Source organism: Modestobacter sp. DSM 44400 (genome assembly GCF_900107175.1).
GTDB lineage: Bacteria > Actinomycetota > Actinomycetes > Mycobacteriales > Geodermatophilaceae > Modestobacter.
On sequence record NZ_FNOZ01000074.1, the window covers coordinates 1 to 11,749 of the forward strand.

General features: G+C 70.4%; 14 protein-coding genes. 4 read left to right on the top strand and 10 right to left on the bottom strand.

Annotated elements, in window-relative coordinates; genetic code table 11:
- Window positions 1-32 precede the first annotated feature (32 nt).
- A complete protein-coding gene (locus BLW04_RS23150) occupies window positions 33-1,334 on the top strand; it encodes an ISL3 family transposase (protein WP_091547837.1) in 1,302 nt (433 codons plus the stop codon).
- Between the two features lie 21 nt (window positions 1,335-1,355).
- Here the strand turns inward: BLW04_RS23150 and BLW04_RS23155 are convergent, their stop codons facing one another.
- Together BLW04_RS23155 and BLW04_RS23160 are read right to left on the bottom strand one after the other, a co-directional pair.
- Entirely contained in the window at window positions 1,356-1,529 is a 174-nt protein-coding gene (locus BLW04_RS23155; protein WP_254781905.1) for a DUF305 domain-containing protein, read from the bottom strand.
- 119 nt (window positions 1,530-1,648) lie between these two features.
- Entirely contained in the window at window positions 1,649-2,296 is a 648-nt protein-coding gene (locus tag BLW04_RS23160; RefSeq protein WP_254781906.1) for a DUF3105 domain-containing protein, read from the bottom strand.
- Window positions 2,297-2,757: 461 nt separating this feature from the next.
- Between BLW04_RS23160 and BLW04_RS23165 the strand changes: the two genes are divergently transcribed.
- A complete protein-coding gene (locus BLW04_RS23165; protein ID WP_139306989.1) occupies window positions 2,758-2,970 on the top strand; it encodes an SHOCT domain-containing protein in 213 nt (70 codons plus the stop codon).
- Between the two features lie 44 nt (window positions 2,971-3,014).
- On the opposite strand, the gene BLW04_RS23170 is transcribed toward BLW04_RS23165, so the two are convergent.
- The 4 genes from BLW04_RS23170 to BLW04_RS23185 all read right to left on the bottom strand — a co-directional run bounded on the left by BLW04_RS23170 (window position 3,015) and on the right by BLW04_RS23185 (window position 5,419).
- Window positions 3,015-3,977, bottom strand: a complete 963-nt coding sequence (locus tag BLW04_RS23170; RefSeq protein WP_091547840.1) for a M56 family metallopeptidase — start codon at window positions 3,975-3,977, stop codon at window positions 3,015-3,017.
- Complete coding sequence (locus BLW04_RS23175) at window positions 3,974-4,345, bottom strand: BlaI/MecI/CopY family transcriptional regulator (protein WP_091547841.1); 372 nt, start codon at window positions 4,343-4,345, stop codon at window positions 3,974-3,976. The genes BLW04_RS23170 and BLW04_RS23175 overlap by 4 nt, the downstream gene beginning before the upstream one ends.
- Window positions 4,346-4,468: 123 nt before the next feature.
- Entirely contained in the window at window positions 4,469-4,822 is a 354-nt protein-coding gene (locus tag BLW04_RS23180; protein ID WP_091547842.1) for a hypothetical protein, read from the bottom strand.
- A gap of 90 nt (window positions 4,823-4,912) precedes the next feature.
- The gene (locus tag BLW04_RS23185) at window positions 4,913-5,419 is read right to left on the bottom strand and encodes a prolipoprotein diacylglyceryl transferase family protein (RefSeq protein WP_139306990.1); all 507 of its coding nucleotides are present in this window, start codon (window positions 5,417-5,419) and stop codon (window positions 4,913-4,915) included.
- Between the two features lie 1,418 nt (window positions 5,420-6,837).
- On the opposite strand from BLW04_RS23185, the gene BLW04_RS23190 reads away from it, so the two are divergent.
- Window positions 6,838-7,104: a TlpA family protein disulfide reductase gene (locus BLW04_RS23190; RefSeq protein ID WP_091547844.1), complete on the top strand. Its 267-nt coding sequence runs from the start codon at window positions 6,838-6,840 to the stop codon at window positions 7,102-7,104.
- Window positions 7,105-7,204: 100 nt separating this feature from the next.
- Window positions 7,205-8,836 carry a multicopper oxidase family protein gene (locus BLW04_RS23195; RefSeq protein WP_091547845.1) on the top strand — a complete coding sequence of 544 codons (1,632 nt, stop codon included), beginning with the start codon at window positions 7,205-7,207 and terminating at the stop codon, window positions 8,834-8,836.
- Between the two features lie 701 nt (window positions 8,837-9,537).
- Here the strand turns inward: BLW04_RS23195 and BLW04_RS23200 are convergent.
- The 4 genes from BLW04_RS23200 to BLW04_RS23215 all read right to left on the bottom strand — a co-directional run.
- Window positions 9,538-10,104, bottom strand: coding sequence for a rhodanese-like domain-containing protein (locus tag BLW04_RS23200; protein ID WP_254781908.1), 567 nt, complete (start codon window positions 10,102-10,104; stop codon window positions 9,538-9,540).
- Between the two features lie 13 nt (window positions 10,105-10,117).
- Window positions 10,118-11,083 carry an AMP-binding protein gene (locus BLW04_RS23205; RefSeq protein ID WP_175484239.1) on the bottom strand — a complete coding sequence of 322 codons (966 nt, stop codon included), beginning with the start codon at window positions 11,081-11,083 and terminating at the stop codon, window positions 10,118-10,120.
- On the bottom strand, window positions 11,023-11,412 hold the full coding sequence (locus BLW04_RS26245; RefSeq protein WP_175484240.1) for a hypothetical protein: 390 nt from the start codon (window positions 11,410-11,412) through the stop codon (window positions 11,023-11,025). Before BLW04_RS26245 ends, BLW04_RS23205 begins: the two co-directional genes overlap by 61 nt.
- 19 nt (window positions 11,413-11,431) lie before the next feature.
- Window positions 11,432-11,749, bottom strand: a 318-nt coding sequence (locus tag BLW04_RS23215) for a transposase (RefSeq protein WP_139306924.1), incomplete at its 5' end; no start/stop codon positions are given.

Below are 11,749 nucleotides of genomic sequence, written 5' to 3' on the forward strand. Positions count from 1 at the left end.
CTAGACATCCGCACCAGTGAGGTCCACGAGCCGTGTCCGAGCCTACGGGCTCGCAGCGTGATGCTGCGAGCGCGATCTTCAACCTGCCCGACTACCGCGTCCTGGACGCCGTCGACGAGGACGACGGCGTTCGCCGGATCGACGTGGAGTCCACCGCGCTGCCGGGCTGCCCGCAGTGCGGTGTGCTCGCCGCGCGGGTGCACTCACGTCGCCGGCAGCGGCTGCGTGACCTGCCGGTGGCCGGGCCGACGGAACTGGTGTGGGTCAAGCGCCGCTGGTTCTGCGACCAGGGCCGCTGCCCGCGCACGACGTTCAGCGAGGTCACCGACCAGGTGCCGGCGTTCGCCCGCTCGACGGCCCGACTGTGTCAGGAGCTGATCGCAGCGGTGGTGGTCTCCGGCCGGGCGGCCAGCGAGGTCGCCCGCGCGCATCGAGTGTCGTGGTGGCTGGTGCAGTCCATGCTCAGCGCCGCCGCCGACCTGCTCACCGACCCCGACCTGATCCCGGTCCGGCGGCTTGGGATCGACGAGCACCGCTACCGCTCGGTGCGGTACTTCCGCGAGCCCGACGGCAGCTGGCGGCGCTACGAGCCGTGGATGACCATCCTGGTCGACGCCGACACCGGCCGGGTGCTCGGCGTGGTCGACGGCCGGGACTCCGCCGGCGTCGGCACATGGCTCAAGGCCCGCAGCCAGGCCTGGCGCGATGCCGTGGAGGTGGTCGCGATCGACCCGTCGGCGGCCTTCCGCAAGGCGCTGCGCGAGCACCTGCCACATGCCGCCGTCAGCGTCGACCCGTTCCACCTGGTGAAGCTGGCCAACGACATGCTCACGCACGTGCGCCAGCGGGTCGTCCGGGATCGCAAGGGCCGCCGCGGCCGTAGCGTGGACCCGGCCTGGACCAACCGCCGGCTGCTGCTGCGCGCCGGCAGCACCCTGTCCCCGGCGGCGCTGTCCCCGGCGGCGCTGGCCCGGCTCAAGGCCACCCTGCGCGCCGATGACCCCACCGACGAGATCGGCGCCGCCTGGGGCGTCAAGGAACAACTCCGCCAGCTGCTGACCAGCGGCTCTCTCGCCGACGCGCACGAGAATAAGATGCTGCTGGGCACCTACGTCCTGGCCGCTGGAATGCCTGAGACGGACCGGCTCTGGGCCACGATCACCGCCTGGTGGGACGCCATCGAGGTCTTGATCGTCACCGGCGTCACCAACGCCCGCACCGAGGCCGCGAACACCGGAATAAAGCAGATCAAGCGCACCGGCCGCGGCTACCGGAACCCTGCCAACTACCGGGCTCGTATTCTGCTGGCCAGCGCCGCCCGGACGGCAGCGTGAACACCTTCTCAGCGGGACTGTTCACCAGGAACCGCGATGAGCCAGATTGGCGATCTCCGCCGCCTGCAGGTGATGGCGCGACATGTCGCGGGCGAATCCGACGTCCACGGAGTCAGCCGAGGGCGTTTGCTCACGCCCGAGACCCAGCGCGACCGCCAGTCCACCACCGGCTGCGAGCAGTCCGACGGTGATCACGGCGACCGGACCGAGGTTCAGCCACCGCCACTTCGATTGTGCCCTTCCACCCCACGATTCGGGGGTCTCGCTCGCGATCGTTCCTGTCGCTGCCTGAGGCGTGCTTGCCACGGACCTGCTCACGGCGTCGCACTGCCGCTGGTAGAAGCCCCCGCCGTCGACGGTGATGTGGTGGCCGAGGCATTGCTGCCGGCGCTCGACGGGCTGGGGACTTCCGCCGTCGGCGGGTCGGCAACGAACGCGGGGTTTTCACAGCTGGCGCCGGGTTCGGGCGTCGTGTCGGGATTGAAGGTGAAGAAGTCGATGTACTGCTCGATCCGAGGATCCCTGACCGAGTCGACGGTCAACTGGTGGTTCCACGACTGCAGGCTGATCGGTGAGTCCAGTCCGGCATACGGCGACAACAGCAAGCCAGCATGTCCATCGACCAGATCGCTGAGGACGCCGACCTCGTCGGGTGACAAGGCGGCGGGGTCGTAGGCGATCCAGACCCCACCGTGCTCGAGTGCGTGCACAGCGTTCTCGTGGCCGATGTCGACGTCGTAGACGGTGCCGGTGCAATCGGCCCAGTTGGGGTCGTGCGGTCCGCCCACCGGCGGCGACTGTTCGTAGTCGACCGGCGTGGTCACGTGCTGCTGGCCGACTGCGTAGTCGAACGTCTGGACGCCTTGGATTTGATCGGCCGAGGTGATTCGGTTGGCCTCAGCTCGGTTCGCCTGCGTGACCGCATAACCGATGACCGCAGCGGCGAACACGGCGACGACCACGGCTGCGGCAATCAACCCCCACGGCCTCTGCTGCGCCACCACATTCGCCGGCGGCCGAGTGCGCCCGCCCGAGCTTCCCCTGCGTCCGGGACCGTTGGCACGAGCCGTTGTGGCGTCGGGCTTGGCGGCACCAGGCTTCCCGAGGGCGCCACGACGGCCCCCGCGGTTGTTGCCCGATTTGCGGTCGTTCGCCAATCTCTGTCCTCCCATAGAAGCGCCGCCGCCAACCACAGTCCTCGGCGGTCAGTCAGCCACTGAGCGCCGCGGGCCCGCGTCAGATCGCACCGCCAGGCGCGCCGACCAGCGCCGGTGATCGACGTCGGCCTCGGCGGCGCACCACTGTTCGCTGCACGGCCGGCACGGAATGCGACGGCCTACTATCTGATTTAGGAGGGTACCAGGGGAAACGTACCGACAAGCGGAGGGCCGAAGACATGGGGATGTACGGAATGGGCGCTGGCATGCTGATCTGGGCAGTGTTGGTCATCGCGTTGATCGCGGTCGCGGTCGTGCTGGTGGTCCGTACGGTCCGCGGTCCGGAGAGCGCACCGCGCGGCGCCGTCGGCTGGCGCGACGACAGGTCGGCCGAAGACCAACTTCGGATGCGGTATGCCCGCGGAGAGCTCGACAGCGAGGACTTCCGTCAGCGGATGCAGGAGCTACAAGACAACTGACCGGGGCCCGGCCCCTCAGCCGTCAGCGGAACGTGGCGACCCGGTCAGGACCAGCCACCACCGGTGGGCGGCAGACTGCACAGCCCGCTGGAGATGGCCGAAAGGAGCGGGGCCGCTGCCAGGGCCAGCGGTGCGCCGACGACCGAGAACGCCAGGGCGGCGCCGAGAATCCGGTGGATCGGGCGAACTGACTGCGCCGGCTTCAGCAGTCGAGTGATCCGCTCGGCAGCTGCCGACTGCGCGGCCGCCAGTGCGCCGCTGGGCGCCTTCATGCCTGCCAGGGTGAGCAGAGCCGAGGCGATTTCCACTCGGTTGACCCGTTGCGCGGCGGCGTCGTCGGCGAGGAGTTCCACGAGCCGATCGGTTTCCAGCCTGGCGCCGATGAACATCGGCAGGAACGGGAAGGCGCGGCTGAGGATCCGCGAGGCGCTCACGGCAAGATGATGGTGGGCACGCAGATGGGCCTGCTCATGTGCCAGTACACCAGCCAGTTCCTCTGCGGACAGCGCGGCCAGGGCCCCTGTCGTCAGGACGACGGTTCGCTGGCGGCCGGCGAGGCAGAACGCAGCCGCCCGGTCCGACTCCACCAGCATGGCGCCGAGGGAGGGCTCCGGCCGCGCGCCCAGCAGGAGCGACGCCTGCACCTTCCGCCGGGACACTCGATCGCGGGCCCACGTTGTCGCAGCCACCGAACACAGACGCAATGGCACGACGCCGGCCAGGAGCGAGCCCAGGACTGTCTCGGGAAGCCTCCCGGGCGAGTTGTAAGCACTGGCGATCGTCATCGCACATGCGTTGAGGATGTCGGCCAGGCTCCCGCTGAACGCCGTCGTCGGCACCAGTAGCGTCAGGCCCGCAAGCGCGACTGCGAGGACGACACCGGCCGAGGCGGCCTGCCAGGCGACGACGCCCAGCACGGGTGCCCGATTCGTCCACGCGGCGCCGGTCATCCTGGGCGCGAGAGCGGCCACCAGGGCCGCGAAGATCAGCAGCGCCGCGGTCGTCACGGCTGCACGTCGGCACGTCGGGCGGCGTCTACCGCACTCCTCAGCTGCAGCATCGTGGCGGAGTCGAGGTCGGCGACGAAGTGCATCAGAACCTCGTCCCGGTCACGGGCATCACCGAGGACCTCCTGCAGGAGGGCTGCCGAGTGCTCGGCCCGGCTGCGAACGGGCGTGTAGCGCCAGGCGCGCCCCTCCATCTGGCGCTGCAGCTGACCCTTGCGATGGAGATTGTCCATCACGGTCATGACCGTCGTGTACGCCAAACTGCGGGAGCTGGTCAGGTCCTGGAGTACCTCCCGCACGGTTGCCGGCTCACCGCGATGCCATAGGCACTGCATCACGGCAGCCTCAAGTTCGCCGAACGGTCGCAACGCCCACCTCCGTGGTCAGCAGGACGGCTGAACGCCGCGGGCGACAGCACGACCACACATGATACCGGCCGGCCGCCGCAACAACGGGCACCCTCTCAGTACCCCCGCTGAATGGTCGCGCGGTCAGCGGAGCCGGGCGGAGCTGCCCCGTCGCACCGCCAGCACGGAAGTAGCCACAAGCAGAACCTCCCCCGCGACAGCGGCGATGCCGTACGGGTCGTACCACATGCCCACCTCATCGGCCATCTGCGGCATCGGGACGAGCCGGAACAGGGCGTAGGCGGCGACCGCTGCGGCACCCACACCGCCGGCCAGGACGTAGATCAACGGAAGATTCCGCACCTCGACAGCCACCGCGAGCAGCAAGGTGGTACCCGTGAACACGACGAACAGCCACCCGACGTAGGGCGCCTCCTCCAGATGTTCAGGGATGACGGGAATATGGGCTACCGCAGCAACGAATGCCGCCACAGCCACGGCGAGGACAACCTACGGGCGAGCAGATCCATGAGAACTCCATCTCCATCGCCGACCACCGGCCGACTCCAGCTGTGAACGACTAGCGGATCAGGTCACAACGAGCGCGGTGATCGAACCGACCACGAGGATCGCGGTGACGACCATGGTGACGCGCCGCCCGTGGGTGGTCGCGCGGGGGATGCTGCGGAGCGGAAACAGCACCTGGCGTCCCAGGGTGTAGGCCGCAAGACCCGCTGCGAACAGCAGTCCGTCCACCGCAGGAGTCACGACAGCGACGGACACCAGCGTTGCCGTGGCCACCACGCCGGCCATCCCTGACTCCAGCAGCTGTACCGGAATGCGCCGCACGCCTACCCTGCGATCGGAGGACCACACGCCCCAGCGCGAGGCCGTGGGCCGCCCGACGCAGCACCCGCCGAAGAAGCAGCCCAGCCGGCCGACGGTCATGCCGAACAGCAGTCCCGGTGCGGTGACGTCGAACAGCTGCCCGATCGGGATCCCCGCCCACCATCCTCCGATGGCCAGGGAAGCGACGGCTGCGATCACGAAGCCCTGGACCGACATCCCCGCGGTGAGCGGATTCGGGCTCTCCACGCGGTGGGTGACAGGTAGTACCCCTTCGCCCCCGCCAAGCCGATCAGTCCGGCCAGCAGGGACACCAGGAACAGAGCCGGCCTGGGGGCAGTCCGCGCTGTACCGCCAGCACCCACTGCAGCACCAGCGCCCCGACGAAGCCGAAGCCCCCGAGGGAAGGCCAAGCCCCGAGTCGCACCCCGGGTACGCGCACGTTGGCCACCGGCTGGAACGCCGTCGTCCCCGTCGCCGTCCCACTAGGCAGCGGACCGGGAGGCAGGCGAGGAGCCGCCCCCTCGGGCGCGTGCAGTACCACCGGAGTCACGGCGACAGACCATTCGCCCGGCGTCAGTCCCGGAATGCGCGCGGTGAGGGACACCCGACCACTCCCGGGAAGCACCCGCTCGAGGGTGCGTACGGCCTCGAACGTCTCCGGCTCCCCGCCTTCCCCGGATCCCGATGTCCGGCGTCCGGCGTCCGGTGAACCGCACACTCACGGGATAGGGATCACCGGTCGGCGCCGCATCGAACCAGTAGGTCAACCCCAGCCCTTGTGGATCGGGGTCGCGGAGCGAGTCACAGGACCAGGACATGACCTGGGCCGCGCCCGCCGGCATGTCCGCGGCCAGCACTGGGCGATGCGAGGTCCCGGCAGGCAGGCCCGGCGCCGAGTTGCGGTGCTGGTCATCCGCAGCGGACTCACCCGGGCGGGGGTGGCCCACGCCGGCTGACCGGCCAGTGTCGGCTCCTCCGCAGGTGCAGGCTCGACCTGCTGGACCTCTGTTTCCGGCCGGACTTTCGGAACGGGCGGCCGGGTCCGCTCCCACGCATCCGTCGCGGGCTGCACGACCGAACGGGGCGGCGCAGCGTTGCCCAGCGACGGCACCCGCGGTGGCTGGAAGGCCTGCAGCGGCCGGGCAGTCTCCCGCCCTGCAGCAGCGGGATTCGTGGCGTTCGCGTGCGGAGCGCGCTCCGCACGCCCAGCCGGGAGTCTGCGTCGGCCGGACGCGCCGTGTGGTGAGCGCGACGATCCCGACGAGCGCTTGGTCGGCGATGGGCGCTTGGCTGGCATGGGCTCCACCTCACGGAATGTTGGATCGACTCTGTACGTCACGACCGGTCCGGCTACTGGAAGACGCCACGCCCGCCCCGCTGCGACACCACCCTCACCCCCGCTACAAGGTGGCATCGTAGGCATACTACGATCGTGCTTAGTAGATCTCGGGTGCTGGATCGACCTATTCCGACTCCTACCCTCGTTCGTAGGACCGGCCCCGCTTGACCGGTCAGCCAGGCCCCGGCCGACCTGAGGAGGGCTCATATGTGCCCGCCGGTATCACCACGGCAACCACCACCCCGGCTTACCGGGGTCCTCGCGCGAGATGTGCTTGCGAGCGGGTGCGGGACCGACGGCGACGGCCAGCACACGGCCGTACCGGGTGCCGTTGCCGGGTGCTCTGCGTTCGCGCCGGACGCCGTTCGCGGCCGTCTCCTTGCTCACCGATACAGGCGTCAACTGTGCACAGGTCGCCAGCGACGATACGGCGCTCCTGCGCGAGTTCGGCGTGCCCGGAATGCCCGTCGCCCTGACGGTGGACACCGCTGGCACTGTCGTGGACAGGCAATTCGGGCCGGCGTCGGAGGAACGTCTCGACGAGATGCTCGACGGTCTCGCGCGTCGCTCACCTGCCCAATCGGCGCCGTGAGCGGTGTCCTCGCGTCCTTCCGAGAAAGACACTCGCACGGTGTCAGCCGGGATCAGCGGCTCATTCTCGTGCGCTCAGCAGTCACAAGGAGAAGTAGACGATGTCAGACCGTCTGATGACCCGGCGGAGCGTGCTGCTGGGCGCCGTCGGCTTGGCCGGTGCCGCGGCAACCGGCGGCGCGTGGCTGGCGACGAGCCAAGACCCGGCAGCAGGTGATGCCCGGATCCTGGCCTCGTCGGACGCCGTTCGGCGGGCCGAGCAGCTCAGGCTGGACCGCGGCACCGGACGAACGGTCCGCGCGACGATGACCGCCGAGCAGGCCGAGGTGGACCTGGGCGGGCGCGTCGTGTCCACCTGGGCCTACAACGGGCAAGTCCCCGGCCCGGTCCTTCGGTGCACGGCAGGGGATCAGCTCCAGGTCGACCTCCGAAACCGGCTGCCGGAGTCCACGACCGTGCACTGGCACGGGCTGCGGTTGCGCAACGACATGGACGGGGTGCCGCAGCTCACCCAGTCCCCCGTCGGCACCGGGCAAACCATGCGGTACTCGTTCACCGCGCCCGATCCGGGCACCTACTGGTTCCACCCGCACATGGGGCTGCAACGCGAACGAGGCCTGTTCGCTCCGCTGATCATCGACGACCCCCGCGAGGCCGGCGGCTACGACGTCGAGTTCGTCGTCGTCCTCGACGACTGGATCGACGGCGCCGGCGCGACCCCGGATCAGGTGCTGGAGACGCTCCGTCAGGGAGATGCGATGGCGCGCTACTCGGTCCCCGTCCAGGCGGGTGAGATTCCCGACCAGTCGCAGTCCTGGCAGTACCACGCGACCCAGGGGATGACGAACCCGCCGGGTGGGATGCCGGCGGACTCCCCGGCCTCGCGCCTGGCCGACAGCATCGACTTCCCCTTTTACCTGCTCAACGGGCGGTTACCCACTGCACCGCAGTCCTTCGAGGCCAAGCCCGGGCAGCGCGCGCGCATCCGGCTGATCAACGCGGCCGGCGCGACGGTGTTCCGGGTCGCGCTGGGGGGCCATCAGCTCACGGTCACCCACACCGACGGATTTCCGGTCGAGCCGATCACCGTGGGCACGCTGCAGATCGCCTCCGGTGAGCGCTATGACCTCCTCGTCACCCTCGGCGACGGGGTGTTCCCGCTGGTCGCGGTCGCCGAGGGCAAGGGCGCGCAGGCGTTGGGTCTCGTCCGCACGGCTAGCGGACCCGTTCCCTCACCGACCGCGGCACCGGCCGAGCTGGCCGGCCGCCTCCTGGCGTACACCGACCTGCGGGCGACCGCCGAGGTCCGCGTGCCGACCCGCACCCCGGACGCGACCCACACGGTGTACCTGACCGGGGACATGATGAGCTTCGCCTGGCGGATCAACGCCGAGACCTACAACCACCGGCGCCCCTTCTCGGGGATCACCCCGCTGCCGATCCAGCAGGGCCAGCGGGTGCGCCTGGCGCTGATCAACCAGACGCCGATGTACCACCCGATGCACGTACACGGCCACAGCTTCGTGATCCGCTCAGTCGGTGAGGTCTTCAGCGACGCCCCGGCCACCGCGGTGACGGCCGGAGCCATCAAGGACACCCTCCAGGTCGCGCCGGGTGAACGCATCGACGTCGACTTCACCGCCGACAACCCCGGGCAGTGGCTCACGCACTGCCACAACGCGTACCACATGGCCACCGGGATGGCGACGATCCTGTCCTATCTGACCCCCTGATGACCGTGCCGGTCGAGACCCGAGCAGCACGGCAGGACGAGTCGACGGTTGCCGGTTTCTTGACCGCGCTGGTGCAGGGTCATGGTCAACGCACGGATGGCGTCCACTGCGCCTTCGCGGTCCTTGGGGACGGCGGTGGCTTGCCCGGAGAGCACCGCGCGAGCAGCGGCCCCGGCGTCGACGGGGTCGCTCTTGCCCCTTGCGGCGGCGGTTGGCGCGGTCGGGTCGGTTGACCTCGACGACCGTCAGCCCGGCGGCCTACAGTGCGCGGGTCAGCTGGTAGCCGTAGCTGCCGGTGCCCTCGACTCCGGCGGTCAGCGGGGCGCCGTTGCGGCGGCTCCAGGTGAGCACTCGGCGGTCCTGGCGTCGGTTGCGGCGATCTGCAGGGTGCCCTGGTGGCGGCCGAGACCGTCGAGGATGACCGCGACGTGGGTGTACTTGTGGGTGTCGATGCCCAAGGACGCTGGAGCCGTGCGTGGGCATGGTGGTGCCTCTCGCTCAGTCGGGCATGGGGCGAGGGCGAGCCGGCGTCGGACAGGACACTCACGGTGCCGGGGCAAGGCCCCTATCGGGTCACGGCGCCGGCTCGCGGCTCGAGGTGTGGACGCCGGGCGACGGGCCGACTGATCAACGCGTTGTCAGGACAAGCCGCCAGTCGTATGAGGGGTCAGGCCCTTCCGGTCCGCCGGTCGTAGCTCGGGTCAGACCAGCTGCCCGACGTCCACAGGCATGATCATGGACTGAGTGTCGTAGGAGTCGTTGACCAGGACTACCTGGTGGCCGCGGCGGTCCAGGACGGAGGCGGCGATCGAGGCCCGGTAACCCGAGCCGCAGTACACCCAGACCTCCCCCGCCGGGACCTCGTCGAGCCGCTGCGCGAGCTCGTGCAGCGGAATGTGTTGTGAGCCGCGGACACCGCCGCGGGCCCGCTCGTCGTTGCGGCGGGCGTCGAGCACGCGCACCGGTCCACGGGCCATCGCCTCGGCCAGCCCGGCGAAGTCGCTGACCCGGTAGGAACGCAACGGCGCCCCGTCGGCGAGGGCCTCGATGGTCCCGACCGCCGCGCCGGCCAGCTCGTCGATGCCGATGCGCACCAGCTCCCGGCGGGCGGTGAGGATCTGCTCCTCGGTCTGCCCGATCACGGTGAGCGGGGCGCCCCAGCGGTACAGCCAGCCCAGGTAGGTGACGAGGTTGTCGCCGAGTTCGAAGTTGAGCGAGTCGGCCAGGTGACGGCTGGGCTCGGCTGGCCGGGGCCGCCCGCTGCCCACCGTCGGTGGATGATCATGGGTTGGCGTTCCCGAACAGCTGTTGGCGCAGGGCCGGGCGGCGAACCTTCCACGTCGCGGTCGTGGGCAGTTGCTCCCAGCGCAGCAGTCGGGGTGGCGCCAGTGCGGGGAGGTCGGCGGTGGCCGCCGCCCACCGAGCCGGGTCGATCGGGCGGTCGCCGCGGGTGGTGGCGACGGCGACGGGGTGACCGTGCGGATCGTCGAGGATCAGGAGTTCGTCGAGTTCATCGAGCCGGTCGAGCAGAACGTCCTCCCGGGCCAGGTAGTCCGGGATCTCGGTGACCGCGTCGACGACTCGTCCGTGCAGCCGCAGGGCGCCGTGGATGCCGCGGGTGCCCAGGTCGCCGGTGCGCCACCAGCCGTCGTGCCATCCCGACTGAGTCCGTTCGGGTTCGCCGTGGTAACCGGCGAACAGGCCGGGGCCGCGGACCTCGATGGCGCCGGTTTCCCCGGGCCGCCGCAGCGGCGTTCCGGTGTCGGGATTGACCAGCCGGATGCGGTTGAACGCGAGCGCGGGCCAGCCGACGTGGCGGGCGTCGCCGCGGCGGCGCTGGGAGAGGCGGAAGCTCAACGCGATCGCGCCGGTCTCGCTCTGCGCGTAGGCCTGGGCGTAGACCGGGAGCCGGCGCGACGAGGCGCGCAGCATGGTGTGGATGGTCCGCGGGTGCGCCGCGTCGAACGTGGACAGGAAGATCCGGACGTTGGCCAGCGGGCCGGTCGGGTCCTCGGCCAGCACCTCCCAGCGGGTGAAGACGTTGGGAAAGGTCTCGATCAGCGTCGGCCGGTGCCGGGCCAGCAGCGTGGCCGCCGAGGCCGGGTCGGGATCGACCAGCGCCAGGTGCGGCACCCCGAGCGCCGCGATGGTCGCCAGCCCCGACAGGGTGCGGGCGTGCGCGGTGGTCAGGCAGGTGGCGAGCACTTCCCGGCGGCCGAGCAGCAGCCGGCCGCCGAGCACCTGCACCAGCGACTGGCCGGCGAGGCTGGCGCCGGTGTGCCGGTGTGCCGGATGAGCTTCGGGGTGCCGGTCGTGCCGGAGGTGTGGGTGATCGCGACGAGCTCCTCGTCGGCGCGCGGGGCCGCCGGCGGAATGGCGCCGCCGCGGTACCACTCCAGCGGGGCGGCGCCCGCGCCCGACCCGTCCACGCTGATCAGCTGACCGGTCACGCCGGCGAAGACCAGGCCGTGCCGGACGATGGCCGTGTCGTCGGCGACCGTCAGCGGCGCGTCCAGCCGCCGCAGCAGCGCATGGACCGCGGGACTGTCGAACTCGGAAGCGATCAGCGCCGGCACGGCACCTAGAGCGTGTCTGCTAACTGCGGACGCGGTGATGGATGATCATGCAGCCGAGGAGGACACCGCCGAGGTAGGTGGTGGCGTATTTGTCGTAGCGGGTGGCGATAGCGCGCCACTGCTTGAGCCGGCCGAACCCGCGTTCGACGGTGTTGCGGTCCTTGTAGAGCTCGGCATCGCAGGCCGGTGGTCGCCCACCGGCCGAGCCCTTGGCCTTGCGGCGTGCGATCTGGTCGCTGCGTTCGGGAATCGTGTGAGCGATCTTCTTCGCCCGCAGGTGCGCCCGCGTACTGGGATGGGAGTACGCCTTGTCCGCCAGCAGCCGGAACGCGCCGGT